This is a genomic window from Kitasatospora sp. NBC_00458, assembly GCF_036013975.1.
GTDB lineage: Bacteria > Actinomycetota > Actinomycetes > Streptomycetales > Streptomycetaceae > Kitasatospora.
The window spans coordinates 2,180,172-2,206,473 of the sequence record NZ_CP107904.1 but is presented as its reverse complement, the minus strand read 5'-3'; the positions used below and the strand labels follow the sequence as shown (position 1 = coordinate 2,206,473).

Sequence of the window (26,302 nt, the reverse complement as noted above, 5' to 3'; positions counted from 1 at the left end):
CTCCGACCCTGCCGCCAGCGTCAAGGTCAAGCCGGTTCGAACCGGAGGCCGGACATCCGATTGCTGAGCCGGCGGCGAACACACCGGGGAGGAGGAATCGCACACTCCGCGGCACTGCTAGGAAGGGTCACGACACACCGACCCACGGGGGAGTACCGCAGATGAGCGACGAGCACCGCTCCGACAGCCGCTCCGACAGCCTCTACGACGCGATCGGCGGCCTCGACGCCCTTCGCAGACTCAGCGACACCTTCTACGAGGGCGTCCTCGCCGACCCGCTGCTGGCGCCGGTCTTCGCGGACTTCACGCCCACCCACATCGAACACGTCGCCGTCTGGCTGGCCGAGGTCTTCGACGGCCCGGACCGCTTCACCACCGACCTCGGCGGCCACCAGTCCCTGCTCCGCTCCCACCTCGGCCTCGCCATCACCGAGGAGCAGCGCACCCGCTGGGTGGAGCTGATGGCCGCGGCCGTCGACAAGGAACTGCCCGGCGACGAACTGCTCCGCCGCCGCGTCCTGGAGTACTTCGACTGGGGCACCAGGATCGCCAAGGACGTCTCCGCCTCCCCGGCCGGCACCGACCTCGGCGACCCGGGCCCCACCCCGCGCTGGGGCTGGGAGGGCCTGCGGTGACGACCGCGTACGACGCACCGGCGGCCGACGGGCTGCTCCTGCGCCCCTTCCGGGCGGAGGACGCCCCGGCCCTGGTCGAGATCCACCGGGACGTGACGCTGCGCCACTTCATCCGGTCCCCGCTGACCGACCTCGACGAGGCGGTCCGCTGGGTCGGGGAGCAGGAGCGGGGCCGGGCGGACGGCACCCGCTACGCCTTCGCCGTCGAGGCGGGCGACGGCGCCCTGGTCGCCGACGTGGTGCTCAAGCGCGGTGCGCCGGGCAGTCCCGCCGCCGAGGTGGGGTACTGGACGGCCGCCGCGGCGCGCGGCCGCGGAGTGGCGCCGCGGGCACTGGAGGCGCTCACGGGCTGGGCGTTCGAGACGTTCGCGGCCGACGGCCTGGTCCGGCTGGACCTGCTGCACCAGGTGGACAACGAGGCGTCCTGCCGGGTGGCCGCGAAGGCCGGCTACCGCTTCGAGGCCCTCCTCCCCGCGCACCCGCCGTACCCGCTCGACGGCCACCTCCACAGCCGCGGCGACACGTCGGCCCCGCCCGTCCGCGGCGGGGAGGGCCGCCCGGCCGGCTGAACCCGCGGCCCGGCGGGCCTCGCGCGGCGCGGGCCAGCGGGCCAGCGGGCCAGCGGGTCAAGCGTCGGACGAAGCGTCGGACCAAGTGTTGGACCGGAGCGGAGAACCGGGTCAGAGTGGCCCCCATGGCTTCTCTTGTGCGACATGTGACGATCGACTGTGCCGACGCCTACCGCCTCGCCCGGTTCTGGGCGGAGGTGCTGGACGGCAAGGTCAGCGACGACGACCACCCCGGCGACCCGGAGGCCCTGGTGGAGACGCCGGGCGCCGCGCTGCTGTTCGTCCGGGTCCCCGACGGCAAGTCGGTGAAGAACCGCGTCCACCTCGACATCCAGCCGCAGGACCGCACCCGGGACGAGGAGGTGGACCGCCTGCTCGCCCTGGGCGCGACGCTGCTCGCCGACCACCGCACGCCGGACGGCAGGGGCTGGGTCACCCTCGGGGACATCGAGGGCAACGAGTTCTGCGTCGAGCGCAGCGCCGCCGAGCGGATCGCGACCGAGTCGGCCGCCACCGAGTCGGCCGCCACCGCCGGCTGACCCCGTCAGGCCCCGTCGGCCCTCGGCCGGACGGGCCCTCGCCCCACCCCGTCAGGCCACGGCCGCCCGCCAGCTCCACGAAGTCCGGCGCGGGCGGCCGTCCAGTTCCCCGCGCCCGGTGCACCAGAGCAGGACGTCGGCCGCGCGACCGGCCGCGGCCTCCGGCGCGTCGGGGAAGAGCCGCGCCAGGGCGGCGCGGCAGAGCCGTTCGGACGGCCGCCAGTCCACGCCGAGCCCGAGGGTGATGTCGTGGGTGTGGAGCAGCGTCTCGGTGACCCCCATCGCGGCGAAGCCCGCCGGGTCGCACGGCCCGTGGTGCCAGGCCCGCAGTCCGGGCGGCGCCGCGTCGAGGGCGGTGGCCAGCAGCCGGGCGCAGGCCGTGACGACGGTCAGCACCTCGGCCGGCCCGGCGTCCGGCGGGACGGTGAGGTCGAACGGCAGGTAGCGGTCGGCGGGTCGGGCGGCGAGCTGGCCGGCGTAGGCGAGCAGGTCGTGCGCGATGTGCGCGGCCGTCTCGCGGCAGCTCCACTCCAGCGGCCCGGCCGGGGCGTCCCAGCGGGCGGCGTCCGACCTCGTGAGCGGGGCCAGCACGTCCGTCAGTTCGCCGAGGGCGGCTCGGACGTCGTCGCCGGTCATCGCGGTGGCAGTCATCGGGCCACGGTCTCATCCGGCCCGCGTGTCCACCAGGGCTCCGGCGGTCCGGCGCCGGAGCCCGCCCTCGGCCCCGTCCCCTCGGCCCCGTCCCCGTTCGGCCCGGGATCCGTCACCGGCCCGGACCGCCGCCACCGGCCCGGACCGCCGTCATCCGATCTGGATCGACCGCTTCGCCAGCCCCATCCAGAACCCGTCGATGACCGTGCGCTGGCTGCCGAGCTCGGCCTCGCCCGCCCCGAGCGTGACGAACAGCGGCGCGAAGTGCTCGGTCCGCGGGTGGGCGAGCCGCCCGGCGGGGGCCTTCCGCTCGAAGTCGAGCAGTGCGTCGAGGTCCTGCGCGGCCAGGGCGCGCCGGCCCCAGTCGTCGAACTCGGCCATCACCGAGGTGACCCGGCCGTCCTGGCTGAGCGCCCGGAGGTTGTGGGTGAAGAAGCCGCTGCCGACGATCAGCACGCCCTCGTCGCGCAGCGGGGCGAGCCGGCGGCCGATCTCCATCAGCCGCTGCGGGTCGAGGGTGGGCAGGGAGACCTGGAGGACGGGGACGTCGGCCTCCGGGAACATCTCCACCAGCGGGACGTACGCGCCGTGGTCGAGGCCGCGGTCCGGGATGTCCTGGACGGGGGTGCCGGGGGCGCGCAGCAGCTTGCGCACGCGCTCGGCGAGCTCCGGTGCGCCGGGGGCGGCGTACTGCACCCGGTAGTAGTGCTCGGGGAAGCCCCAGAAGTCGTAGACCAGCGGCACGGTGGTGACGGCGCCGAGGGCGAGCGGGGCCTCCTCCCAGTGCGCGGAGACCATCAGGACGGCCTTGGGGCGCGGCAGGTCGGCGGACCAGGCGGCCAGCTGGCCGGGCCAGATCGGGTCGTCGGCGAGCGGCGGCGCGCCGTGCGACAGGTAGAGGGCGGGCATGCGCTCGGGGGCCGCGGTGGTCATGGCGTCTCTTCCTCTGCTCCTCGGTCGGTGGTCGGGCGACTTCGGCAAGTAGTTCAAATTTGAACTCCGACACTTGGACCGTACACCTTCGTTCGAATTTGAACAACAGGAGTACGATCAATCCATGCCCTCCACGCCGTCCGCACCGTCCGCGCCCCCCGCGCCCGCGCCCCCCGCGCCCTCCACCCGGCTGCCGAGCGAACCCCGCTGGCTGGACGAGGAGGAGATGGCCGCCTGGCGGAGCTTCGTCACCGCGAGCAACCTCCTCAACCGCCGCCTGGAACGCCAGCTCAAGGAGGACTCCGGCCTCTCCCACACCCAGTACGAGATCCTCGTCCACCTCTCCGCGGCCCCGGCCGGCTCGCTGCGGATGACCGAACTGGCGGAGAGGCTCGTCACTTCCAAGAGCGGACTGACCTACCAGGTCACCCAGTTGGAGCGGATGGGACTGGTCGGCCGCCGCTCCTGCCCCAGCGACGTGCGCGGGGTCTTCGCCGAACTCACCGAGGAAGGGCACGAGGCGCTCCGCGACGCCGCCCCCGGGCACGTCACCCTGGTCCGCGAACTGCTGATCGACGTCCTCAGCCGGGAACAACTCGCCGTCCTGGCACGGGGCCTCGGCGAGGTCAGCGCCCGGCTGCGCCTGGACGAGGCGCTCTGACCCCCGGCCCCTCCCGCCGCACGTCCCCTCCCGCCCCCGAGGAGGTGCCGCCCGCGGAGGCGTCCGTCCCCGCCTCCCGCGCTTCCCCTGCCGCCACCGCGTCCGCCGCCCTCGCCAGCAGCAGCTCCCGCTCGCGCGCGTTCCGGGTCAGCTCCGCCGCCCGGGTGAACTCCGCCCGGGCCTCCGCGCCACGGCCCAGCCGCACCAGCAGGTCGCCCCGGACGCTGGGCAGCAGGTGGTACCCGCTCAGAGCCGGTTCCGCCGCCAGGGCGTCCACCACCTCCAGCGCGGCGGCCGGACCCTCGGCCATCGACACGGCCACCGCGCGGTTCAGCTCCACCACCGGGGAGGGCGTGAGCGCCATCAGCCGCGCGTAGAGAGCGGCGATGGTCGCCCAGTCGGTGTCCTCGTACCGCGCGGCCCGCGCGTGGCAGGCCGCGATCGCGGCCTGGACCGCGTACGGCCCGGTGCCGGCCCGCCCGAGGGCGGCGAAGCCGCGCCGGATCAGCAGGCGGTCCCAGCGCGCCCGGTTCTGGTCGGCCAGCAGCACCGGTCGGCCGTCCGGCCCGGTCCGGGCGGCGGTCCGGGACGCCTGGAACTCCAGCAGCGCCGCCAGCCCGTGCACCTCCGGCTCCTCCGGCGCCAGCCCGGCGAGCACCCGCGCCAGCCGCAGCGCGTCCTCGCAGAGCGCCGGGCGGAGCAGGTCGTCCCCGGCGGTGGCCGAGTAGCCCTCGTTGAAGACCAGGTAGACGACCTCCAGGACGGACGCGAGCCGCGCCGCCCGCTCCTCCCCGTACGGGACCTCGAACGGGACCCGGGCCTTCGCGAGGGTCCGCTTGGCGCGCACGATCCGCTGGGCGACGGTCGGTTCGGGGGCGAGGAAGGCGCGGGCGATCTCCGGGGTGGTGAGTCCGCCGAGCAGCCGCAGGGTCAGCGCGATCCGGGCCTGCGCCGACAGCACCGGGTGGCAGGTGGTGAAGATCAGCCTCAGCAGGTCGTCGTCGATGTCGTCCGGACCGGCCGGCTCGGGCGGCGGGACGTCCTCCAGGCTCCGGCCGACCTCGGCGAGCTTGCGCGCGTAGACCTCCCGGCGGCGGACCAGGTCGATCGCACGGTGCTTGGCGGTGGCCGTGAGCCAGGCGCCCGGACGCTCCGGGACACCCGACCCGGGCCACTGCTCCAGCGCCGCGACCAGCGCGTCCTGCGCCAGTTCCTCGGCGATGCCGACGTCGCGCACGATCCGGGTGACACCGGCGATGATCCGGGCGGACTCGATCCGGAAGACCGTCTCGACCATCGCGGCGACGTCGGCCGGCCGGGCCGCACCCGCCGTGCTCGCCGTACCAGCGGCATCCGCCGCACCCGCCGCACCCGCCCGGTGGGCCCCTGCGGACCCGTGGGCCGGGTCGGCCCCGTCGCGCTCCGTCACGGTCACCCATCAGAGCAGCCGCGCGGGGCCGGGGCAAACGCGGCCGGGAGGCGGCGGGCCGCGGGAGGGCCGGCCCCGGGGGCGGGCCCGGGGCCGACCCCGGCGGTCAGGCCTCCGGCGGGGTGGCGGCCTCGTCGATCTGCCGCAGCTCGGCACCCACCGTCCAGTTCACCGGGTGGGTCTCCAGGAAGCGCCTGGTCCACTCCAGCGCCTCCGCCTTGTCCTTGCACTGGAGGAGCGCGTAGCCGCCCACCACCTCCTTGGTCTCGGTGAACGGCCCGTCGGTGTAGCTCAGCTTCCCGCCCTCCCAGAGGACCCGGGTACCCTCCGCGGTCGGCAGCAGCCCGGCGGTGTCCAGCATCACCCCGGCCTGGGTGATCTCCGCGAACAGCGCCCCCATCCGCTCCTCGAAGCCGGGGTCGGGTTCGGCCTGGCCGGGGCCGTTCTGCTCGTCGATGCGGATCAGCGTCATGAAGCGCGGCATGGTGGCTCACTCCTCGTCGATGGGGCGGGGCCTCTCCCCGCCTCTCACCCCTGCGTCGAACGGGGGGCGGCCGGATCGACACCCACGCCGGAATTCTTCCGAGAGATCTCCGGACCGGCCACCGGGCCCGCGCCCCCGCCCCCGCCCTGCGCTAGCCCCGCCCCCGCCCGGCCCCCGCCCTGCGCTCGCCCCGCCCCGCCCCGCCCGTGATGCCGGGCCGGGGCCGGAGGGGTAGCGTCGCAGACGACACTTCTCCCCGGCCCGCCGGCCGCTGCCCCGGGCGGCGTCACGCCGTGCCCGAAGGCGTCGTCGCGACGTCCCGCCCACCGCCGCAGCCGTCCCCCGGCGTCGCCGAGCCCGCCTTCCCACCGGGCCGTGCCCCCCAGGAGCTGATGTGAGCAACGAACCCGCCGAAGCCGCCGGGACCGGCGAAGCCGGCGAACCACTCGAACCGGGCCCCATCGACTACGTGATCATCCAGTTCCCCGGCAGCCGGCTGACCGGTGAGGGGCTGCCGCTGCTGATCGACCTGGTCGACCGGGGCGTCATCCGCATCCTCGACCTGACCTTCGTCAAGAAGGAGCAGGACGGATCACTGGTCGGCCTCGAACTCGCGGACGTCAACGGGGACGGCCAACTCGACCTCACCGTCTTCGAGGGCGCCTCCACCGGACTGGTCGACGAGGGCGACATCGCCGAGGCCGGAGCCCTGCTGGAGCCGGGCGACTCCGCCGCGGTGCTGCTCTACGAGAACGTCTGGGCCGCACCGCTGGCCGCCGCGCTGCGCCGCACCGGCGCCCGGATGATCGCCAGCGGCCGGGTCCCGCTGCAGGACCTCGTGGAGGCGCTGGACGCCCTCGAAGCGCTCCGCTGACCGGCCCGACGAACGAACGGACGGGCCCGCCCGTCCCCACCCCCGAGACTCCCCGAAGACTCCCCGAAGGAGGAGACCATGCCCGGATTGCTCCGCGGGGTCGCCCGCACCGCGGTCGTCGCCGGCACGGCGACAGCCGTCTCCAACCGGGTGTCCCGCCGCCAGGCCGGCCGGTGGGCCCAGCAGGAGCCCGTCGCGGCTCCCGCGCCCGCGCCCGCCGCTCCGCCGCCCCCGGCCGCGGCCCCGACCTCCATGGAGGCGAAGCTCGACCAGCTCAAGGACCTCGCCACGCTCAAGGAGCAGGGCGTCCTCACCGAGGAGGAGTTCGCGGCCCAGAAGGCCCGCATCCTCAGCAGCTGACCGTGCGGACGGGCCGTCCGTCCCGGCCCGTCCGCCTCCGCTTCGTCGCCGCCCCGCGCGTCGGCGCGCCGCCCGGCGCCGGGCGGGCGCCCGTCCGGGGCCCGCCGTCCGGGGCCCGCCCGGCTCACACCAGCCGGGCGGCGAGCCGCAGTGCGCCCGCCCGGATCCGCTGTTCGCCCAACTCCGGTAGCAGCGAGGCCACGTGCTCCGCCCCGAGGGCCGCCAGCAGGGCGTGCGCGTCGTGCTCGGGATCGTCGCTGGCGCCGGCCGCCGCGAGCAGGACGACGATGTGCCGGTGCCAGAACCGGTACGCGCCGATGCGGTAGCGGGCGCCGCGGCCCGCGGTCTCGGACATCCGGACCAGGTCGAGGTGCTCCAGCAGGTAGTCCAGGTACGCGGTGACGAAGGCCGCGAGCCGTTCACCGGGGTCCGGGGCCCCGCCGCCCTCCCCGCCGCTCCCGGGCTTCCCCCCGCCGCCCGGGCCCTCGGCGCCGCCCGCGTCCTCCCCACCGCCCGCGTCCTCCCCACCGCCCGCGTCCTCCCCACCGCCCGGGCCGAGCGGCGCCGGCCCGCGCAGCACGGCGTCCTGGAGCATGCGCTCGCGCGCGTCCAGCAGCGCCGCACCCAGCCCGGCCTTGTCGCCGAACCGGCGGAACAGCGTGCCCTTGCCGACGCCCGCCTCCGCCGCCACCTGGTCCATCGAGACCGACTCCACCCCGTGCGCGGCGAACAGCCGGGCGGCCGCCTCCAGGACGGCGAGCCGGTTGCGGGCGGCGTCGGCGCGTTCGACGGGCGGCGGGGTGCGCAGCAGTTCCAGCGGAACGGGCCCGGCGGGGTCCCCGCCCGTTGCGTAAGCGGACTGCGGTCCGGTACTGTCCTGAGTCATAAGCGGACTATAGTCCGAATCGGCTCGCAGCCCCAGGAGGCCGCAGCATGACCGCACTCATCACCCGGGACGAGCTGGCGCACGCCATCGAGACCGGCGCCGTGACCGTCCTCGACACCCTCGGCGGCGAGTACTACGCGCAGCAGCACCTGCCCGGCGCCGTCGAGCTGGTCCGGGCCGACGTCGACCGCCTCGCTCCCGCCCTGCTCCCGGACCTCGGCGCCGCCATCGTCACCTACTGCTCGAACGAGGCCTGCCCGAACAGCGGCCAGGTCGCCGACCGCCTCACCGCCCTCGGCTACACCGACGTCCGCAAGTACCGCGAGGGCATCCAGGACTGGTCCGAGGCGGGGCTCCCGGTCGAGCGCGCCTGACCGGAGACCCGCGCACGGCGGGCGGAAGGCGGCGACCCGGCGGCGCGCCGTCCCGTGCCGGGGGCCGGCGACCCGGGTGAAGCCGCACGCCGGTACCGCGGAACGCCTCGGCGCCGTCGGCGGCGGGAGTCCCCGGTCGCCCGCACCGCGGACGAAGGGCCCGGCCGGGCACGTCGACACCCGGCCGGGCCCGCCCCGTCCCCCCGGCGGCGATCAGCCTCCGGCGGCCGTCACGCCGCACCCGGGCGGCGGATCGCCGGTGCACCGGGGGCCCCGAAAAGCGTTCGCCGGACACCCCTTTCCGTGGAAGCATGCACGGTATGGGGACGATCCTGCACGGCACCCACGTCACGCTCCGCGCGGCGACGGCCGACGACATCCCGGCCCTGGTCGTCATCCGCCGCGAGCCCGAGGTCTACGCCCGCTGGCGGGGTGGTGACGACCTCACCGACGCCGTCACCACCGACCTCGCCGAGCCGGGGACGGAGACCCTGGTGATCGAGGCGCTCGGCCGGACCGTCGGCGCCGTCCAGTGGTACGCCGAGAACGACGACGAGTACCGCCACGCCGGCATGGACATCTACCTCGACCCGGCCGTCCACGGCCGTGGCTACGGCACCGACGCCGTCCGCACCCTGGCCCGCCACCTCGTCGACCACCACCACTACCACCGGCTGATCATCGACCCGGCGGCCGACAACGCGGCGGCCATCCGCTGCTACGCGAAGGTCGGCTTCCGGCCGGTGGGGACGATGCGCCAGTACGAGCGCGGGCCCGACGGGACGTGGCACGACAACCTGCTGATGGACCTGCTCGCCGACGAACTCGTCTGACGGGTCCGCCCGACGGCACGGCACGGACCGGCAGGGGGAGCCCCCGCCGGTCCTTCCACGATCGCCCGCCGGCCTCCACGGCTCCCCGTCCGGCTCCCGCCGGCCCCCGGTCCGGCCCCGCTCACTCCCCGCTGCGGAGCGGCTCGCCCGTGCGGTGGAGGTGGGCGAAGATCTCGCGGTAGGAGCGGAGCAGGCCGGTCTCGTAGTACGGGATGTCCTTCTCCGCGCAGAACTCGCGGGTGAGCTCCGCGGCCCGGCCGAGGGCCGGGGTCGGCATGCTGGGGAAGAGGTGGTGCTCGACCTGGTAGTTGAGGCCGCCCATCAGCGCGTCGATGGCGAAGCCGCCGCGGACGTTGCGCGAGGTGAGCACCTGGCGGCGCAGGAAGTCGAGCTTCATCTCGGGCGTCACCATCAGCATGCCCTTGTGGTTGGGGGCGAAGACGCACCCCAGGTAGATCCCGAGCAGCGCCTGGTGGACGGCGAGGAAGGCGAACGCCTTGCCGACCGGGAGGGCGGCGAAGACCAGCCCGAAGTAGGCGGCGAAGTGCACCACGAGCAGGGCGCCCTCCAGGTACGGGCGCTTCATGATCGGGCTGCGGAGCGCCCGGAAGCTGTTGAAGCTGAGGTTGAGGCCCTCAAGGGTGAGCAGCGGGACGAAGAGGAAGGCCTGCCGCCGGCCGATGAACCGGGCCACCCCGCGCGCCTGCCGGGCCTGCCGCTGGGACCACACCACGATCTCCGGATTGACGTCCGGGTCCCGCTCCTCGTGGTTGGGGTTGGCGTGGTGGCGGGTGTGCTTGTTCATCCACCAGCCGTAGCTCATCCCCATCAGCAGGTTGGCGGCGATCCGCCCGCCCACCTCGCTGTGGGTCCGCTGGTTGAACACCTGGCGGTGCGCCAGGTCGTGCGAGAGCAGTCCGAGCTGGGCGAAGACGACGGACATCGCCGCCGCGAGGCCCAGCTGCGCCCAGGAGTCGCCGAGCGCGAAGAGCGCCCACCAGCCGCCGGCGAACGCGGCCAGCACCACGCAGACCCGGACCGTGTAGTAGACGGGCCGCCGGTCGAGCAGCCCCTCGGCGGCTATTCGGCGGCTCAGCTGGGCGAAGTCGCTGCCGCCGGACTCGGGCCGGGAGGCGTCCCGGCTGAGGGCGGGGACTTCGGGCAGTGTCGCGGACTCAGCGCTCATGCCGAGAAGTCTGGTCGGCGGGCACCCCCGGGGAGAACCGGAGTAACCCCCCTCCTGGAGGGGGAGTTAACCCCCCTTCGCGTCCTGGGGCTGTCCTGCTCAAGTACCCTACGTGAGGGGGGGACGTGGTGGGGGGTCCGTGGCGGCAGCCGTGGGCGGACGCGCCGTGGACGGACGAGCCGTGAGCCGGGAGCCGACAGTGCCCTTGAGCAGTGCCCGGTGGCCGCCGTGGCCGCGCGCCGACCTCCTCACCTGGCTGCGGGACGGCCTGGTCGCCGCCCGGCGGGGCCTGGCCGTGGCACTGCTCTCCCAGCTCGGTGCCGTTCCCCTGCTCGTGCTCTCGGTCGTGTCGCTGGGCCTGCTCCCCCTGGGGGTCGGCTTCATCACCCTGCCGATCGCGCTGTTCGCCGTCCGCGGCCTGGCGGACCTGCACCGGCGGTTCCTCGGCAGCTGGTGCGGGGCCGCGATACCCAGCCCCTACCGGCCCCGCGAGGGCGACGAGTTCGAGCTGCTCGACGTGCCCAGCAGCGTGCGCTACTGCCGGCTGCTGCTGACCGACCGCTCGACCTGGCGGGACCTGCTCTGGCTGCTGATCGACGTCCCGGTCGGCCTGCTCCTCGGACTCCTGCCCGGCTGGCTGATGATCTACGGCGCCCACGGCGTGGTCGCCACCCCGCTGTTCTGGCCGCTGATGGACCCCGGCTACGGGTACGGGCTGGTCTGGCCCGTCCACAGCACCACGACGGCGCTGCTCTCCTTCTTCCAGGGGGTGGGCTTCCTGCTCCTCGGGTTCTGGAGCTCGGAACGGCTGCTGCGCGCGCACAGCCGGATCAGCCGCAGGCTCCTCTCCCCGACCGCCGAGGCCTACCTCTCCCGCCGGGTCGCCGAGCTGACCGAGACCCGCTCGGCGGCGGTGGACGCGCAGGCCGCCGAGCTGCGCCGGATCGAGCGCGACCTGCACGACGGCGCGCAGGCCCGGCTGGTCGCGATCGGGCTCAAGCTCGGGCTGGCGTCGCAGATGTTCCGCAAGGACCCCGACACCGCGTACCGGCTGCTGGCCGACGCCCGCGCGGCCAGTGCCCAGGCCCTCGCCGAGCTGCGGGACCTCGTCCGCGGCATCCACCCGCCGGTCCTCGCCGAACGCGGACTCGACGGCGCGGTCCGCGCGCTCGCCCTCGACCTGCCGATCCCCGTCCGGGTCGACATCGACCTGCCCGGACGGCCGGAACCGCCGGTCGAGTCGGCCGGCTACTTCGCCGCCGCCGAGGTGCTCGCGAACGTGGCCAAGCACAGCGCGGCCGCCTCGGCCTGGGTCCGGCTCGGGTACGCCGACGGCCGGCTCCGGCTGGTCGTGGGCGACGACGGCGGCGGGGGTGCGACGGTCCGCGAGGGCGGCGGGCTGGCCGGTCTGCGCCGGCGGCTCGCACCCTTCGACGGGACCCTCGACCTGGAAAGCCCGGTGGGTGGCCCCACCACGGTGACGATGGAGCTGCCATGCGTGTTGTGATCGCCGAGGACCTGGCGCTGCTGCGGGAGGGCATCACCCAGCTGCTCACCCTCAACGACTTCGAGGTGGTCGCGGCGGTGGACGACGGCCCGAGCCTGCTGGCGGCCCTGCTGGAGCACCGCCCGGACGTCGCGGTCGTCGACGTGCGGCTGCCGCCGACCTTCACCGACGAGGGGCTGCACGCGGTCACCCGGGCCCGCCGCGAACTCCCCGGCCTGCCGGTGCTGGTGCTGTCGCAGCACGTGGAGCACCTCTACGCCCGGGAACTGCTCACCGACCACCGGGGCGGCATCGGCTACCTGCTGAAGGACCGGGTCTTCGAGGTCAGCGAGTTCGTCGACGCGGTGCGGCGGGTCGCCGCGGGCGGGACCGCGATGGACACCTCGGTCATCTCCCAGCTGCTGCAGCGCAACTCGACGAAGGACTCGATGCGCTCGCTCACCACCCGGGAACGCGAGGTGCTCGCCCTGATGGCCGAGGGCCGCAGCAACGCGGCGGTGGCGCGGGAGCTCTGCATCACGGAGAAGTCGGTGAGCAAGCACACCAACAGCATCTTCGGAAAGCTGGGCCTCGCCCAGTCGGGCGACGACAACCGCCGGGTCCTCGCCGTCCTCGCCCACCTCAACTTCTGAGGTCCGGGCCCGGCCCGCCTCCCGGCGCACCCGCCCGCCGGGCTTCCCGGCGTCCGGACCCGTCCGACCTGGGCCGGAGCGCCGTCGGGCGGGCAGGCCGGAGGCCCGGTCGGCGTCGGCCGGACCGGGGTTGACCGATCGTCGGGGGTTGAATCACCCTTCCACTAATTCATTAGTGGAAGGGTACTTCTTTCATGCATCCGTTCCCACCCCTCCTCGGCCGCCGCCTCCGCGGGCCCTGGGTCCCGGCCTGGGCGCTGGCCGGTCTCTTCGCCGCCCTGTACGGCTGCGTCGCCGTCAACCGGCACCGGCGCGTGCTCACCCAGGCGTACGACCTCGGGATCTTCGAGCAGGCGGTGCGCGCGTACGCGCACGGCGAGGCGCCGGTCGTCCTGCTCAAGGGGCCCGGGTACCACCTGCTCGGGGACCACTTCCACCCGATGCTGGCCGCGCTGGCCCCGTTCTACCGGCTGTTCCCGCACGCCGAGACGCTGCTGGTCGCGCAGGCGGTGCTGATGGCGCTGGCCGTCGTGCCGCTCACCCGCTGGGCGTACGAGGCGGGCGGGTGGCGGGTCGCGGTCGCCGTCGGCGTGGTCACGGGGGCGTCCTGGGGGATCGTCAACGCGGCCGCCGACGACTTCCACGAGATCGCGTTCGCGGTGCCGCTCCTCGCGTTCGCGGCGACGGCGCTCGGGCGGGGCCGACCGGTGGCGGCGGCCTGCTGGGCGCTGCCCCTGGTCCTGGTGAAGGAGGACCTCGGGCTGACGGTCGCCGCGTTCGGGGTGCTGATCCTCCGGCGCGCGCCGCGGGCGGGCGGCGGCCGTGCGCTGGGGTTCGCCGTCGCGCTCTTCGGTGTCGCCGCCACCGCGTCGACCGTGCTGGTGGTGCTGCCGGCGTTCAACCCCGACGGCGGGTTCGACTACTGGCACCAGCTGGGTGCCGGCGGCACCTCGTCGGCGCCGTGGGCGGCGGCGGTCCGCCTCGGGTGGCCGCCGCTGAAGTGGCTGCTGCTGTTCCTGCTCGCCGCGACCGCCGGGTTCCTCGGGGTCCGCTCGCCGCTCGCGCTGCTCTGCGTACCCACGCTCGCCTGGCGGCTCCTCGCCGACAACCCGCACTACTGGGGCGTGGGCTACCACTACAGCGCGGTGCTCATGCCGCTGCTGGTGGCGGCCCTGGTGGACACCCTCGGGCGGGCCGGCCTGCCGGGCCGGAAGGGCGCGGCGGGCCCGGTGGACGGCGCCGACGCCGGCGCGCGCGGTACCGGCCCCGGCTCCGGTGTTCCCGGTGTTCCCGGTGTCCGCGGCGTCCGCGGGGCCGTGGGTGTCCGCGGTGCCCGGCGGGCCCTGGCGGTCGGCCTGCTGGTCGCCGCCGTGACGATCCCGGTCTACCCGCTGCACGAGGTGGTGATGCCCGAGGCCTGGCGGACCCCGCCCCGGCTCGCCCAGACCCGGGAACTGCTCGCCCGGATACCCGACGGCGCCACCGTCGCGGCGTCCAACCGGCTCGCCGCGCAGCTGACCGGGCGGGCGACGGTCGCGCTGGTCTGCCGGGAGCCAGTCCCCGGACCCGCGCCCGCGCCGCCAGTCCCCGGACCCGCGTCCGCGCCGCCAGTCCCCGGACCCGCGTCCGCCTCCGGTGCGTCGGCCTCCGGCGGGCCGCAGTGGGTGGCCGTCGACCTCGCGGATCCGAGCGTCCGGGCGCCCTGCGCGATCGAGGACACCAGGCGCATGCTCGACCGGTACGAGCGGGACGGCTACCGGACCGTCGTGGACGGCGACGGCCTGCTGCTGCTGGAACGGCCGTAGTCCTTCGACCGCCCCCCGGGTGCCGACTTGACCGAGGTGGTGTGGTGCGCCACCATTCCACTATTGAACTAGTGAAAGGGCGAATCGAGTGTGATCGAGTACCGCATCGAGCGGCGCAGCGGCGTCTCCACCTACCAGCAGATCGTGCAGCAGACCAAGCAGGCACTGCGGCTCGGGGTGCTCCAACCGGGGGACAAGCTGCCGACCGCGCGGGAGGTGGTCGAGCAGACGGCGATCAACCCCAACACCGTGCTCAAGGCCTACCGCGAGCTGGAACGCGAAGGACTGGTCGAACCCCGGCCGGGGCTCGGCACGTTCGTCCGCCGCTCCCTCGCCAGACCGGAAGCGGCCGCCGACGGGCCGCTGCGGGCGGGACTGGTCGGGTGGGTGGACGAGGCCCGGCAGGCCGGGCTCGACCGGGAGGACGTCGCCGCACTGATGTCCTCCGTACTGGAACAGCGCTTCGAGACCGGGGTCGCCCCGGCTGCGCCGAACGAGGAGGGCGGGGGGACCGCATGACATCCGAGGCTGACAGCCGACCGGCGGTCGAGGCCGTGCGGCTGGGCAAGCGCTACCGGGGGGACCGCTGGGCGCTGCGCGACTGCAGTTTCACCGTCCCGACCGGCCGGATCTGCGGGGTGGTCGGCGCCAACGGGGCGGGAAAGAGCACCCTGTTGACCCTGGCGGCCCGCCTGATCAAGCCGTCCGAGGGGGAGTTGAGGGTCTTCGGCGAGCAGTCGACCACCCCCGAGCAGCGCACCCGGGTCGCCCACGTGACCCAGGAGAAGCCGCTCTACCCCTCCTTCACGGTGGCCGAGACACTCCGCCTCGGCCGCGAGCTGAACCCCGGCTGGGACGATGAGGCGGCACAACGAGTAGTCAACCTGGGCGAGTTGGACCACCGGGCGAAGGTCGGGTCGCTCTCCGGCGGCCAGCGCACCAGGGTCGCGCTCGCGCTGGCCCTCGGCAAGCGCGCCGACCTGCTCCTGCTGGACGAGCCGATGGCCGACCTCGACCCGCTCGCCCGGCACGAGTTGATGGGCACCCTGATGGCCGAAGCCGCCGAACGCGGCACCACCATCCTGATCTCCTCCCACATACTCCCCGAACTCGACGGCGTCATCGACCACTTGCTCCTGGTGCAGTCCGGGCGCATCCGGCTCGCCGGCGACCTGGAGGAGATCCTGGACGGCCACCGGCTGGTCACCGGCGCGGCGGAGGCGGCCCAACTCCCCAGCGACATGGCGGTGGAGCGACGGGTCCGGGGCCGCCAGGTCACCGCGCTGCTCCGCACCACGGAGACGGTGGCCGGTCCGTGGGAGACGGTCCGGCCGAGCCTGGAGGAGCTGCTGCTGGCCTACCTCCGGACCCCGGCGCCCGCAGACCGGGCTCCGGAGGACCCGACCCCCGGAGGTCCGCCTCCCGGAGGCCCGGGCGGCGCCGGACCCGCCCGCACCGGAGAACCCGCCGAAACCGCAGACTCCGCCGAACCCGCCGAAACCGCCGCTCCCGACCGCGAGGCCGCCGCATGAGCACCAGCCTGATGACCGGCCGGGCCGTCCAGGAGCCCGCCGACCGCCCGGCGGGCCCGGCCCGCCGCCGCCCCGGAGGACTCCTCTGGCTGGCCCTGCGGCAGAACCGGACCGCGATCCGGTTCACCACCGCCCTCTTCGTCCTCGCCGCGGGCGCCCTGCTCACCGCCCACTTCACGATCCAGGACCGGCTCGGCGTCATGGAGCGGACGGACTGCTACGGCGTGCACGCCTGGTCGCGCCCGGAGTGCTGGCCCCAGGTCCAGCGCATCGACCTGATCACGGCGGGGTTCACCACCCTGTTCCAGCCGGTCGCGGCGGCGGTCCCGCTGCTGCTGGGCATGTTCCTCGGCGGGCCGCTGCTCGCCCAGGAGTACGAGCGCGGCACGATCCGCATGGTGCTGGCGCAGTCCGTCTCCCCGCGCCGCTGGCTCGCGGCCCGGCTCGGCGTGGCCGGACTGGTCGTCCTGCCGGCCGTCGGCGTGGTCGCCGGGCTGACCACCTGGGTGTGGTGGGCGGACGTCTTCCGCGCTCCGGTGGGCTTCGACCCGCCGTTCCAGGCCTTCACCTACCCCGTACTGGGCCTGGTCCCGGTCGCCTGGACGCTGTTCGGCCTCACGCTGGGCGTGCTGGTCGGCGAGCTCGTGCGGCGGACGGTCACCGCCGTGCTGGTCAGCGGGGTGCTGGTGGTCGTCGCGCAGGTCACGGTGCTGCTGGTCCGTCCGTACTTCTGGCCCGTGGTCTACGAGGAGCAGCCGTACGAGCACCACATGTCCGGCTTCGTGAAGCCCGGTGACTCCTGGCTGATCGACAGCGGGGCGATCCTCCCGGACGGGACCAAGGTCGGGTCCTCCTACTGCTACAGCGGCGTGGACGGAATCTGCGACGGGGTGGGGACCGCCTGGGGCGAGTACCACCCGGTCTCGCACTTCGTCCCGATCCAGCTCGTCGAGACGGGCGCCCTGGTCCTGCTCTCCGCCGCCGCCCTCGCGGTCGTGTTCCGCCGGGTCGCGAAGGCCGCCGGCTGACACCCGCCGCGGTGCCGGGGCGCAGCGCCGCTGCCGCGCCCCCGCACCGCGGCGACCGGCCCGTCGCCGGGGCGGGCACGATCCGCAAGTACGTCGTCTCGGACACCTCCGGCGACTCCCGTCCCCGCCGGCCGGGCACCACCGGGCCCGGCGGGGACGAGGCCGTCGCCGGCCCCCGGGACCGCCCGCCGCCGGAGGCGTGACCTGCGGGGCACGGGCAGCCCGGCCCCGGGACGGGGCCGGGGCACGAGCGGGCGGGCCCGTACCGGACACCGGTACGGGCCCGCCCCGTCGTCCGCCCGTCCGATCGCCCCGCCCGCGCCCCGCCCCCTTCCACCCGCCCGTCCCCGTACCGACTCCGGCCCGATTCAGGCCCGCCTCCCCGCCCCGTCCCCGCCCGCCCCGCCCCTGCCCGTCGCAGTACGGGCCGCACCGTCCGATTCCGGTCTTCAGCCCGCGTGCCCGGTCGACCAGACTGGGACGTCGTTCGGGCTCCGCGATCTCCCCACCCAAGGAGAAGTGCGCACCATGACCGGAATGACGACCACCCCGCGCATCGCCGTCATCGGCGGCGGCCCCGCCGGCCTCACCCTCGCCCGGGTCCTCCGGGTCCACGGCATCGCCGCCACCGTGTACGAGCGCGAGCCCTCCCGGGACGCCCGCGTCCAGGGCGGCACCCTCGACCTGCACGGCGACACCGGACGGCGCGCCGTCCGCGAGGCCGGACTGGAGGCGGAGTTCTGGGCCCGGGCCCGACCCGAGGGCGAGGACTTCCGGCTGCTCGACAAGCACGGCACCGTCCACAGCGCCTTCGGCCCCGGCGTCCCCGCCGGCGACGGCACCCGGGCGGGCGAGCACCCGTCCGCCGGCCCGTCCGCCGGCACCCCCGGCAACCGCACGGGCGTCCCCGACGGCGACGGCGCCCCCGAGATCGACCGCGGCGACCTGCGCACCCTCCTCCTCGACTCCCTCGAACCGGCCACCGTCCGCTGGGGCCACCGCCTCGACCACGCCGAACCGCTCGGCGACGGCCGGCACCGGCTCCACTTCGACAACGGCACCGTGGAGACCTGCGACCTGCTCGTCGGCGCGGAGGGCGCCCGCTCCCGCGTCCGCCCGCTGCTCACCGACGCCGTCCTCCGCTACACCGGAGTCAGCCTCGTCGAACTCGGCGTCCCCGGTGCCGACCGCACCGCCCCCGGAACCGCGGCCTTCGTCGGCAACGGCAGCCTGTACGGCTTCCAGGACAACAAGGGCCTCGCCCTCCAGCGCAACAGCGACGGCCGGATCCGTGTCTACGCCTTCTACCGCTGCGCCGAGGACTGGCTGACGGCCGCCGGGCTGTCCGAGCAGGACCCGGCCGGCACCCGCGCCGCGGTCGAGGAGCACTTCGCCGACTGGGCACCGGAGTTCCGGGCCGCCCTGGCCGCCTGTGACGACACCGTGCGCACCCAGCGGCTGGACATGCTCCCGGTCGGCCTGACCTGGCCCCGCACCCCGGGCGCCACCCTGGTCGGCGACGCGGCGCACCTGATGTCGCCGTTCGCGGGCAAGGGCGTCAACCTCGCGATGTGGGACGCGGCCGAACTCGCCCTCGCCGTCGCGCCCGTCCTCGCCGGCGCGCCGGTCGGCACCGGGGCGCCGTGGGACGCGGGCGCGCTCGACGCCGCGCTCGCGGGCTACGAGAAGGCGATGTTCGAGCGCGGCGCGTTCTGGGCGGGCATCTCCGCCCTCAACCTCGACCGGCTCATCGCCCCCGACGGCCACCGGAACCTGGACGTCATGCTCGGTCCGCCGCCCGGGGCGGAGGGGTAGGCCGGGCGGCCCGGGCGCGGCCACGGCCCTTCCGCTCCGGCCCGCGTTCCCGTCCGCCCCCTCGTGCGGCGGCCGTTCACTCCGGGGTGCAGCCGCAGGACCGGCGGACCACCATCCGGGCCGGGAACATCCGCGCCCCGTTCACCCCGATCGCCTCGTTCGGCCCGGCCTGCCCGTCGGCCCGGTCGCCGTTCCGGCCCGACGGCCCGCCGCCGCCCGGGTGGTCGCCGAGCACCAGGCCGACCGCGGCCCGCGCCATCTCCTCCTGCGCGGTGGCCACGCTCGTCAGCGGCGGACCGGCGATCACCGCCTCCGCGATGTCGTCGAACCCCGCCACCGCCAGGTCCTCCGGAACCCGGATGCCCAGGTCGTCGGCGGCCCGCAGCAGGCCGATCGCCTGGTCGTCGGTCGCGCAGAAGACCGCGGACGGCCGGTCGGCGCGCGCCAGCAGCACGAGCGCCTCCCGGTGGGCCCGCACGCGGTCGAACGGCGCCTGGAGCAGCAGCCCCTCGGTGGGGATACCCGCCTCGGCGAGGGCCAGCGCCCAGCCGGCGGTCCGCACGGTCACCGGGTCGCTCGGGCTGAGCGAGAAGGTGCCGCCGAAGCAGTGCACCTCGGCGTGCCCGTGGCCGAGCAGGTGGTGCACGACCTCCCTGGCCCCGCCCTCGTCGTCCGCCACCACCGCGATGCCGCGCTCGGTCTCCGCCCGGTGGTGCAGCAGCACGACCGGCGTCCCCTCGGTGGAGTCGATGCCGACCACCCCGGGCGCCGACGGGTCCTGGGTGACCAGGATCAGCCCGTCCACCTGCATCCCGAGGAACGCGCGGATGTAGTGGGCCTCGCGCTCGTCGGCGTAGTCGGAGTTGCCGATCAGCAGCAGCCGCCCGCGCTCCGCGGCGGCCCGCTCCACCGTGTGCGCCAGCTCGGCGAAGAACGGCTGCCGGGCGTCCGGCACGACCATGCCGATCAGGTCGGTCCGCCGCCGGGCCATCGCCTGCGCGACCCGGTTCGGCCGGTACCCCAGCTCCTCGACCGCCGCCAGCACGCGCGCCCGGGTGGCAGCGGCCACCGGCCGCGGCCCGTCGTTGATCACATAACTCACGACCGCGGTAGACGTCCCCGCCACCCTCGCCACGTCGTCCCGCGTCACCCTCGCCATGCCCGCGAGCCTACACACCGCCACTGACCGGCCAGGCCGTCGTTCCACCCCTCGAACGGGCCCGGCTCACCCCGGACTCACCCCCGGGGCCGCGGGGGGCCGTCCGTGCTTCACCGGGACGGGTGCGGCGCAGCGCCGCCCCGCCGCCGCGCTCCCGTTCCGGCCCGTTCCGGCCCGCCGCCGGGAACCCGCCGGTGCGCCTCAGTACGCGTGGTCCGCCGTCACGTCCGCCGACAGCCGCAGGGCCCGTTCGGCCGTCTCGCCGCGGAGGGCGAGCAGGGTCGAGGTCAGTGCGTCGACGACGGTGAGGTGGGCGATGCGGCTGGCGGTGGTCTCCAGGCCGAAGACCAGGTCCTGGCCGCCGGCGACCAGGGTGTGCGTCGCCGCCTCGCTGAGCGGGGAGCGGGCGTAGCTGGTGAGCGCGACGACGGCGGCGCCGTTGGCGCGGGCGTGGCGGGCGGCGTCGACCACGGTGCGGGTGGAGCCGGTGTGGCTGACGGCCAGGCAGGCGGCGGTGGGCGGGAGCTGGGCGGCCGCGAACTGGGCGGTGATCGGGTCGGCGGGGGAGTCGGTGAGGAACCCGAGGGCGCGCAGGCGGTAGGCGGCGTCGACGACGACCGCGGCCGAGAGGCCCGCGCCGACGACCAGGACGTGGTCGGCGGCGTTCAGTGCCCCGGCCGCCGCCCGGAGGTCGTCGGCGCCGAGCGTGGTGGCCATGCCGTCGAGTGCCTCGTGGGCGGCGCGGACGGTGTCGGCGAGCGCCCGGGCGGCCGGGTCCCGGGCGTCGGCCGGGTCGGGGGCGGGGGCCGGAGCCTGCCGGACGGCGGCGATCTTCAGCTCCTGGTAGCCGCGGAAGCCGAGCCGCTGGCAGGCCCGGACCACGGAGGACGGCGCGGTGCCGGCGAGCTCGGCGACGTCGCTGACGCTGAGCCCGACCAGGTCGGCGCCCCGGGCGAGGACCACCTGGGCGACCCGGGCCTCGGTGCCCCGCAGCTCGCCGAGCCGGGCGCGGATGTGCGCGGCCAGCTGGGACTCCAGCGGGGAGAAATATTCGGAACGCTCTTCCATGAATCAAGTGTAGCCTGGAATCCGATTCCGAGCCTGATGGCCTGTCGAACGGGAGTTCCGCCATGCCTGCTGTCGCCGGTGCCGCCGCTGCGGCCACCGCCGTCGCCGCGCCCGCGGGCGGTGCCGCGGTCGTTCCCGCGGCGGTCCTCGCCGCGGCCGTGCTGCACGCGGTCTGGAACGGACTGGCGCACCGGATCGGGGACAAGCTGGTCGGCTTCGCCCTGATCAACCTCGCGTACACCGGCTGCGCGGTGGTGCTGGTGCTGCTCAACCCGTTGCCCGCCGCGGCGGCCTGGCCGTACCTGATCGCCTCGGTGGCGATGCAGGTGATGTCCCAGCTCTTCCTGCTCCGGGCCTACCAGCTGGGGGACTTCGGGCAGATGTACCCGATCGCCCGGGGTTCCGCGCCGCTGCTGGTGGCGGTGCTGTCCGTCACGGTGCTGGGCGACGTGCTCGGCGGCGGGGAACTGCTCGGCGTCGCCGTCATCTCCTGCGGCCTGATCGGGCTGGCCTTCGCCAAGGGGATACCGGGGCGGGCGCAGCTGCCCGCGCTCGGGGCGGCCGCGGGGACCGGCGTGATGATCGCGGCGTACACCGTGCTGGACGGCGGCGGTGTGCGGCACGCGGGGACGGTCGGCGGCTACGTCGCCTGGCTGTTCCTGCTTCAGGGGCCGGCGCTGGCACTGATCGCCTGGGCGCGCCGGGGGCGGGGCCTGCTGGCCGGGGCCGGTCCGCTGGTCCCGGTGGGCCTGCTCGGCGGGGTGCTGTCGCTGACTGCGTACGGGCTGGTGGTCTGGGCCCAGTCGAGGGGGAACCTCGCGAGCATCGCCGCGTTGCGCGAGACCAGCATCGTGATCGCGGCGCTGATCGCCACCGTGGTGTTCCGGGAGCGGCTCGGGCGGCTGCGGATGGCGGCGAGCGCGACCGTCCTGGCCGGGATAGCCGTCCTGGAGCTGGCCCGCCCCTGAGGCCGGCTCCAGGACGGCGGCGCCCGCGGCGCCGGGCGTCTCAGGGGACGACCACCGTCAGCGTGCTGCGGGTGACCGTGAAACCGAGCGACTCGTACAGCCGCCGCGCCCGGTTGCCCTCGGTCACCGCCAGGCCGATCTGGGCGGCGCCGCGCGCGGCGGTGTCGGCGAGGACGCGGCACAGCAGGCCGCGGCCGAGACCGGGGTAGCCGAGGTCCGGGTCGCGGAAGACGTGGGCGATCCAGGGCAGGCCGTCCCAGTCGGTCAGGACGGCGCCGGCCACCACCCGGTCGGCGCCGTCCACGACCAGGGCGCTGGTCGGCAGCAGGCGGCCGATGACCTCCCCGGAGAGCAGTTCGTCCAGTCGCCGCACCGCGGTCTGCTCGTCGTCGAGTTCCCCGGGGCGGTGGTCGGGGTGACCGGGGCCGAAGGCGCCGACCGAGGCCCGGACCAGTTCCCCGGCCTCCCGGTCGCACGGCACCAGGTGGAACCCGTCCCGGACCGGGGCCTCCGCCCAGGACGCCCAGCCCCCGGCGGGAGGTTCGCCGGTCAGCGGCCGGTGCATGGTGTGGCCGTGCCGCAGGGCGGTCGCCCCGTGGCGCATCAGCTCCTCGCCGAGCGGGACGGGTCCGGAGACCACCCAGCCGGGCAGCTCCGCCAGCACGTACCGCGCGGGGACGGCCGGGTCCGCGCCGGGGTCGAGCACCTCCAGCCGGTCGGCCCAGGGGCGGCCGTCCCGCTCGCCCCGCTGGTACCGCACGACGGGACGTCCGTCGACGCCGTACCCGACCTGCCACTCCGCTTCCGCATCCGCCACGCCGACCGTCCGATCTCCGGGAGTGAGAACACCGTGCCGTCCGCCATGCTCCGTGAGCGTCCCACCCGGCGGCAACCGGGTTTGGCCGCCCGGCCACGTCGCCCCAGGGGCCGTGGATCCCCACCTCATCCCTTGCGTCTTCCGGTGAGGACCGCGGCGGGACCACGGTGCGAGTTCCGTCGAGGCCGAGGACGGAACCCCCACGCTCACGGAGGCACCGGAAGGGGACGGCTCCGTGAACGTCACCCTCGGCCCCACCCGAGCCCGGCGCGGCACGGTGGGGCGGTGCGCTAGGGGTCAGTCGGCGACCACGGCGGCCCGGACGCACAGGACGTCCGGCAGGTGGGAGAGCAGCGACGACCAGTGCTCGCCCTCATCGTGGCTGGCGTAGACCTCGCCGGTGCGGGTGCCGAAGTAGAGGCCGGCCGGGTCGGCGTCGTCGGTGCGCAGCGCGTCGCGCAGCACGACACCGTAGTGGTCCTCGCCGGGGAGGCCCTCGGCCAGCGGCTGCCAGCTGTCGCCGCCGTCGGCCGTGCGGAAGACCCGGCAGCGGCGGCCGGGCGGGATGCGGTCGTCGGCGCCGCCGAGCGGGAACACGTACGCGGTGTCGGCGAGGCGCGGGTGCGCGGCGACGGCGAAGCCGAAATCGGCCGGCAGCCCGTCGGCGATGGACCGCCAGCTCTCGCCCGCGTCGTCGCTGCGGTAGACGCCGCCGTGGTTCTGCAGGTAGAGCCGGTCGGGGTCGACGGCGTCCGGGGCGATCTTGTGGACGCACTGGCCGAACTCGGGGTACTGGCTCTCCTCGGGCAGGAACTCGGCCCGCAGCCCGGAGTTGGACGGCACCCAGCTGCCGCCGCCGTCCTTGCTGCGGTAGACGCCGCCGCTGGAGACCGCGACCAGCAGCCGCTCGGCGTCGCGCGGGTCGGTGAGCACGGTGTGCAGGCCCTGGCCGCCGAAGCCGGCGCCCCACTCGGCCCGCTGCGGGTGCTCCCAGAGCGACTCCACCATCGTGAAGGTCGCGCCGCCGTCCGCGGAGCGGAACAGCGCGGCCGGTTCGGTGCCCGCGTAGACCACACCGGGGGCCTCGGGCCCCGCCGGCTGGAGCTGCCAGACCCGGGTGAGCGAGGCGCCGGTGTGTTCGGGGAAGCGGATGGCCGGTGCGGCGGGCTCGGACCAGGTGGCGCCCAGGTCGTCCGAGCGCCAGACCGACGGGCCCCAGTGGCTGCTGTCGGCGCCCACCAGCAGCCGGGCCCGGCCGTCACGGCGGTTCCTGCCGTCGACCGGGTCCCGGCCGTCGATCGCGACGGAGTAGACCGCGTTCATCCGGAAGTGCGGCCCGCTGAACTCCCAGTCCAGCCGGTCGCGGCTGCGTCCGAGGAAGAGGCCCTTCTCGGTCCCGACGGCCAACAGCACCTCGGTCATCACACACCACCTGGTCGGCGTAACGGCCCCGCCCTGACACCCCCTCCGGCCAGTGTCGCGCCCTCCGCCGACTCCCACACCTCGCCGCGCCGGGCCGCGCCCTTTGCGCCGCGCTGTCCCCGTGCTGTCCCCGCGCCGCGCCGCCCGTCCCCGAGTGCCGCCCGTCCCACGTACGTGAGGCGGACGGCGGGCGGGGGACGGCGGGCTCACCCCCGGCAGCCCTCCAGCAGGCGCAGCCAGACCTCGCTGATCGTCGGGTACGCCGGGACCGCGTGCCAGAGCCGGTCGATCGGCACCTCGCCGACCACGGCGACGGTGGCCGAGTGCAGCAGTTCGGAGACCCCGGGGCCGACGAACGAGGCGCCGACCAGCACCTCCCGGTCCAGGTCGAAGACGACCCGGGCCCGGCCCCGGTAGTCGTCGCCGTAGAGCGAGGCGCCGGCGACCGCGCCGAGGTCGTGGTCGATCGCCTTGACCCGCAGCCCGGCCCGCTCGGCCGCGTCCAGGGTGAGGCCGACGGCCGCGACCTCCGGGTGCGTGAACACGACCTGCGGCGCACCCGCGCTGTCGGCCGACGCGGCGTGCGCGCCCCAGCGTGCGGTGTCCAGCGGCCGCCCCTGGGCGCGTGCGGCGATCGCCGCACCGGCGATCCGTGCCTGGTACTTGCCCTGGTGGGTGAGCAGCGCCCGGTGGTTGACGTCCCCGGCCGCGTACAGCCAGTCGCCGTCGACACCGAGCACGGTGCAGCTGTCGTCCACGTCGAGCCAGCCGCCGGGGTGCAGGCCGACCTGCTCCAGGCCGATGTCGGCCGTGCGCGGCGCCCGGCCGGTGGCGTAGAGGACCTCGTCGACGGTCAGCCGCCCGCCGTCGGCCAGGACCAGCCCGACCTCCGAACCGGGCCCGTCCGCGCGCTCCAGGGAGCCGACCGAGGCTCCGAACCGCACGTCCACGCCCGCCTCCCGCAGCCCGTCCGCCACCAGCTCACCCGCGAACGGCTCCATCCGGGGCAGCAGCGCGGAGCCGCGTACCAGCAGCACGACCTCCGACCCGAGCGCCCGCCAGGCGGTGGCCAGTTCCACGCCGACCACCCCGCCGCCGACCACCGCCAGCCGCCCGGGCACGGTGGACGAGCCGGTCGCCTCGCGGTTGGTCCACGGCCGGGCCTCGGCCAGCCCGGGGACGTCCTGCGGGAGGACGGGCCGGCTGCCGGTGCAGACCGCGACGGCGTGCCGGGCGACGAGCAGCCGCTCGCTGCCGTCCTCCGCCTCGACCGTCACCTGTCGCTCGCCGGCCAGCCGGCCGTGGCCGCGGACCAGGTCGATCCCGGTGTCGCGGAGCCACTTCACCTGGCCGTCGTCCTGCCAGTGCGAAGTGAAGGAGTCGCGCCGGGCCAGCACGGCGGCCGGGTCCAGCGTGCCGCCGCCGACGGCCTCCCGGGAGCCCGCCACCGCGCGCGCGTCGGCCAGCGCCGCCACCGGGCGCAGCAGCGCCTTGCTCGGCATGCAGGCCCAGTACGAGCACTCGCCCCCGACCAGTTCGCTCTCCACGATCACCGTGCGCAGGCCTGCGGCGGCGGTCCGGTCGGCCACGTTCTCGCCGGTCGGTCCGGCCCCGACGACGATCACGTCGTACTCCTCGGGGGCGGCCGACGACGAAGCGGCCGAGGAAGAAGCGGCGGAAGCGGTGGAAGCGGTGGTCATGCCTGGTCCTCCGTGGTCTCGGTGGCCGCCCCGGCCCGCGGGGCGGGGGCGACGGGCTTGCGTTCGCGGGTGCGGGGGATCGGGGTGCGCCCGCCCGCGCCGGGCACGCCGCCGACGACGCCACGGACCGCGCCGCCGTCCGAACCGCCCGCCCGCACCGGCTGGTCCGGGCGGGGCGGTCGGGAACGGGCGTCCACCGCACCGGGGGACGCTGCGTCGGCAGGGCCGCCGGTCGCCGCGGCGGCGGCGGCCCGCCCCGGCGCGGACACGGCCTCGGGCACGGCGCCGTCGTCCGTGGAGACGGGGTACTGACTCATCGGCGGGTCCGCCCCCGTTCGGTCGTCGGCGCAGGTCGGTGCAGGTCGGCGCGCCGGGCCCGGGCCGGGAGCGTCGTGCCCATCCTGCTCCGCCCCGCCCGTCCGACGCATCCGAACA

29 protein-coding genes are annotated in these 26,302 nt (G+C 75.6%); 17 read left to right on the top strand and 12 right to left on the bottom strand.

Annotation, left to right across the window (positions count from 1 at the left end; translation table 11 throughout):
* Window positions 1-161 precede the first annotated feature (161 nt).
* The 3 genes from OG550_RS08410 (at window position 162) to OG550_RS08400 (ending at window position 1,743) form a co-directional block, all read left to right on the top strand.
* Entirely contained in the window at window positions 162-635 is a 474-nt protein-coding gene (locus tag OG550_RS08410) for a group II truncated hemoglobin (RefSeq protein ID WP_327676048.1), read from the top strand.
* Entirely contained in the window at window positions 632-1,204 is a 573-nt protein-coding gene (locus OG550_RS08405) for a GNAT family N-acetyltransferase (protein WP_327676047.1), read from the top strand. Before OG550_RS08410 ends, OG550_RS08405 begins: the two co-directional genes overlap by 4 nt.
* A 125-nt stretch (window positions 1,205-1,329) precedes the next feature.
* Window positions 1,330-1,743 carry a VOC family protein gene (locus OG550_RS08400; RefSeq protein WP_327676046.1) on the top strand — a complete coding sequence of 138 codons (414 nt, stop codon included), beginning with the start codon at window positions 1,330-1,332 and terminating at the stop codon, window positions 1,741-1,743.
* A 51-nt stretch (window positions 1,744-1,794) separates the two neighbouring features.
* On the opposite strand, the gene OG550_RS08395 is transcribed toward OG550_RS08400, so the two are convergent.
* A complete protein-coding gene (locus tag OG550_RS08395; protein ID WP_327676045.1) occupies window positions 1,795-2,394 on the bottom strand; it encodes a maleylpyruvate isomerase N-terminal domain-containing protein in 600 nt (199 codons plus the stop codon).
* 150 nt (window positions 2,395-2,544) lie between these two features.
* Entirely contained in the window at window positions 2,545-3,327 is a 783-nt protein-coding gene (locus OG550_RS08390; protein WP_327676044.1) for a dioxygenase family protein, read from the bottom strand.
* Window positions 3,328-3,553: 226 nt separating this feature from the next.
* Between OG550_RS08390 and OG550_RS08385 the strand changes: the two genes are divergently transcribed.
* Entirely contained in the window at window positions 3,554-3,988 is a 435-nt protein-coding gene (locus OG550_RS08385; protein ID WP_327683741.1) for a MarR family winged helix-turn-helix transcriptional regulator, read from the top strand.
* On the opposite strand, the gene OG550_RS08380 is transcribed toward OG550_RS08385, so the two are convergent.
* Entirely contained in the window at window positions 3,954-5,285 is a 1,332-nt protein-coding gene (locus OG550_RS08380) for an RNA polymerase sigma factor (protein WP_327683739.1), read from the bottom strand. The two genes, OG550_RS08385 and OG550_RS08380, sit on opposite strands and share 35 nt — an antisense overlap.
* A gap of 238 nt (window positions 5,286-5,523) precedes the next feature.
* A complete protein-coding gene (locus tag OG550_RS08375; protein ID WP_327676043.1) occupies window positions 5,524-5,901 on the bottom strand; it encodes a YciI family protein in 378 nt (125 codons plus the stop codon).
* A 394-nt stretch (window positions 5,902-6,295) separates the two neighbouring features.
* Between OG550_RS08375 and OG550_RS08370 the strand changes: the two genes are divergently transcribed.
* Window positions 6,296-6,775 carry a DUF6325 family protein gene (locus OG550_RS08370; RefSeq protein ID WP_327676042.1) on the top strand — a complete coding sequence of 160 codons (480 nt, stop codon included), beginning with the start codon at window positions 6,296-6,298 and terminating at the stop codon, window positions 6,773-6,775.
* Between the two features lie 78 nt (window positions 6,776-6,853).
* Window positions 6,854-7,135 carry an SHOCT domain-containing protein gene (locus OG550_RS08365; protein WP_327676041.1) on the top strand — a complete coding sequence of 94 codons (282 nt, stop codon included), beginning with the start codon at window positions 6,854-6,856 and terminating at the stop codon, window positions 7,133-7,135.
* A gap of 124 nt (window positions 7,136-7,259) precedes the next feature.
* Here OG550_RS08365 and OG550_RS08360 read toward each other — a convergent pair whose 3' ends face one another.
* Window positions 7,260-8,021 carry a TetR/AcrR family transcriptional regulator gene (locus OG550_RS08360; RefSeq protein WP_327676040.1) on the bottom strand — a complete coding sequence of 254 codons (762 nt, stop codon included), beginning with the start codon at window positions 8,019-8,021 and terminating at the stop codon, window positions 7,260-7,262.
* A gap of 47 nt (window positions 8,022-8,068) precedes the next feature.
* Here OG550_RS08360 and OG550_RS08355 point away from each other — a divergent pair, with 47 nt between their 5' ends.
* Entirely contained in the window at window positions 8,069-8,395 is a 327-nt protein-coding gene (locus OG550_RS08355) for a rhodanese-like domain-containing protein (protein WP_327676039.1), read from the top strand.
* Window positions 8,396-8,715: 320 nt separating this feature from the next.
* Window positions 8,716-9,228 carry a GNAT family N-acetyltransferase gene (locus OG550_RS08350; protein WP_327676038.1) on the top strand — a complete coding sequence of 171 codons (513 nt, stop codon included), beginning with the start codon at window positions 8,716-8,718 and terminating at the stop codon, window positions 9,226-9,228.
* Window positions 9,229-9,349: 121 nt separating this feature from the next.
* On the opposite strand, the gene OG550_RS08345 is transcribed toward OG550_RS08350, so the two are convergent.
* Complete coding sequence (locus tag OG550_RS08345; RefSeq protein ID WP_327676037.1) at window positions 9,350-10,414, bottom strand: fatty acid desaturase family protein; 1,065 nt, start codon at window positions 10,412-10,414, stop codon at window positions 9,350-9,352.
* A 199-nt stretch (window positions 10,415-10,613) separates the two neighbouring features.
* On the opposite strand from OG550_RS08345, the gene OG550_RS08340 reads away from it, so the two are divergent.
* The 8 genes from OG550_RS08340 to OG550_RS08305 all read left to right on the top strand — a co-directional run bounded on the left by OG550_RS08340 (window position 10,614) and on the right by OG550_RS08305 (window position 18,733).
* The gene (locus OG550_RS08340; protein ID WP_442905958.1) at window positions 10,614-11,921 is read left to right on the top strand and encodes a sensor histidine kinase; all 1,308 of its coding nucleotides are present in this window, start codon (window positions 10,614-10,616) and stop codon (window positions 11,919-11,921) included.
* Window positions 11,909-12,553 carry a response regulator transcription factor gene (locus OG550_RS08335; RefSeq protein ID WP_327676035.1) on the top strand — a complete coding sequence of 215 codons (645 nt, stop codon included), beginning with the start codon at window positions 11,909-11,911 and terminating at the stop codon, window positions 12,551-12,553. The genes OG550_RS08340 and OG550_RS08335 overlap by 13 nt, the downstream gene beginning before the upstream one ends.
* A 194-nt stretch (window positions 12,554-12,747) precedes the next feature.
* Entirely contained in the window at window positions 12,748-14,358 is a 1,611-nt protein-coding gene (locus OG550_RS08330) for a DUF2079 domain-containing protein (protein WP_327676034.1), read from the top strand.
* Window positions 14,359-14,448: 90 nt separating this feature from the next.
* Entirely contained in the window at window positions 14,449-14,877 is a 429-nt protein-coding gene (locus OG550_RS08325; RefSeq protein WP_327676033.1) for a GntR family transcriptional regulator, read from the top strand.
* Window positions 14,874-15,890, top strand: coding sequence for an ABC transporter ATP-binding protein (locus tag OG550_RS08320; protein ID WP_327676032.1), 1,017 nt, complete (start codon window positions 14,874-14,876; stop codon window positions 15,888-15,890). Before OG550_RS08325 ends, OG550_RS08320 begins: the two co-directional genes overlap by 4 nt.
* Window positions 15,887-16,918, top strand: a complete 1,032-nt coding sequence (locus OG550_RS08315; RefSeq protein WP_327676031.1) for an ABC transporter permease — start codon at window positions 15,887-15,889, stop codon at window positions 16,916-16,918. The genes OG550_RS08320 and OG550_RS08315 overlap by 4 nt, the downstream gene beginning before the upstream one ends.
* Before the next feature lie 11 nt (window positions 16,919-16,929).
* A complete protein-coding gene (locus OG550_RS08310) occupies window positions 16,930-17,121 on the top strand; it encodes a hypothetical protein (protein WP_327676030.1) in 192 nt (63 codons plus the stop codon).
* Window positions 17,122-17,446: 325 nt separating this feature from the next.
* Complete coding sequence (locus OG550_RS08305) at window positions 17,447-18,733, top strand: FAD-dependent oxidoreductase (RefSeq protein WP_327676029.1); 1,287 nt, start codon at window positions 17,447-17,449, stop codon at window positions 18,731-18,733.
* A 76-nt stretch (window positions 18,734-18,809) separates the two neighbouring features.
* Here the strand turns inward: OG550_RS08305 and OG550_RS08300 are convergent, their stop codons facing one another.
* Both OG550_RS08300 and OG550_RS08295 read right to left on the bottom strand, forming a co-directional pair.
* Window positions 18,810-19,892 carry a LacI family DNA-binding transcriptional regulator gene (locus OG550_RS08300; protein WP_327676028.1) on the bottom strand — a complete coding sequence of 361 codons (1,083 nt, stop codon included), beginning with the start codon at window positions 19,890-19,892 and terminating at the stop codon, window positions 18,810-18,812.
* Between the two features lie 201 nt (window positions 19,893-20,093).
* Complete coding sequence (locus OG550_RS08295; RefSeq protein WP_327676027.1) at window positions 20,094-20,960, bottom strand: MurR/RpiR family transcriptional regulator; 867 nt, start codon at window positions 20,958-20,960, stop codon at window positions 20,094-20,096.
* A 62-nt stretch (window positions 20,961-21,022) separates the two neighbouring features.
* On the opposite strand from OG550_RS08295, the gene OG550_RS08290 reads away from it, so the two are divergent.
* Complete coding sequence (locus OG550_RS08290; protein WP_327676026.1) at window positions 21,023-21,928, top strand: DMT family transporter; 906 nt, start codon at window positions 21,023-21,025, stop codon at window positions 21,926-21,928.
* 40 nt (window positions 21,929-21,968) lie between these two features.
* Here OG550_RS08290 and OG550_RS08285 read toward each other — a convergent pair whose 3' ends face one another.
* The 4 genes from OG550_RS08285 to OG550_RS08270 all read right to left on the bottom strand — a co-directional run bounded on the left by OG550_RS08285 (window position 21,969) and on the right by OG550_RS08270 (window position 26,184).
* Window positions 21,969-22,745 (bottom strand): GNAT family N-acetyltransferase, encoded by a 777-nt coding sequence (locus OG550_RS08285; RefSeq protein WP_327676025.1) that lies wholly within the window; start codon window positions 22,743-22,745, stop codon window positions 21,969-21,971.
* Window positions 22,746-23,042: 297 nt separating this feature from the next.
* Window positions 23,043-24,167, bottom strand: a complete 1,125-nt coding sequence (locus OG550_RS08280; RefSeq protein WP_327676024.1) for a WD40/YVTN/BNR-like repeat-containing protein — start codon at window positions 24,165-24,167, stop codon at window positions 23,043-23,045.
* A gap of 206 nt (window positions 24,168-24,373) precedes the next feature.
* Window positions 24,374-25,867, bottom strand: a complete 1,494-nt coding sequence (locus OG550_RS08275) for a dihydrolipoyl dehydrogenase family protein (protein WP_327676023.1) — start codon at window positions 25,865-25,867, stop codon at window positions 24,374-24,376.
* Window positions 25,864-26,184: a hypothetical protein gene (locus tag OG550_RS08270; protein ID WP_327676022.1), complete on the bottom strand. Its 321-nt coding sequence runs from the start codon at window positions 26,182-26,184 to the stop codon at window positions 25,864-25,866. Before OG550_RS08270 ends, OG550_RS08275 begins: the two co-directional genes overlap by 4 nt.
* Window positions 26,185-26,302 lie beyond the last annotated feature (118 nt).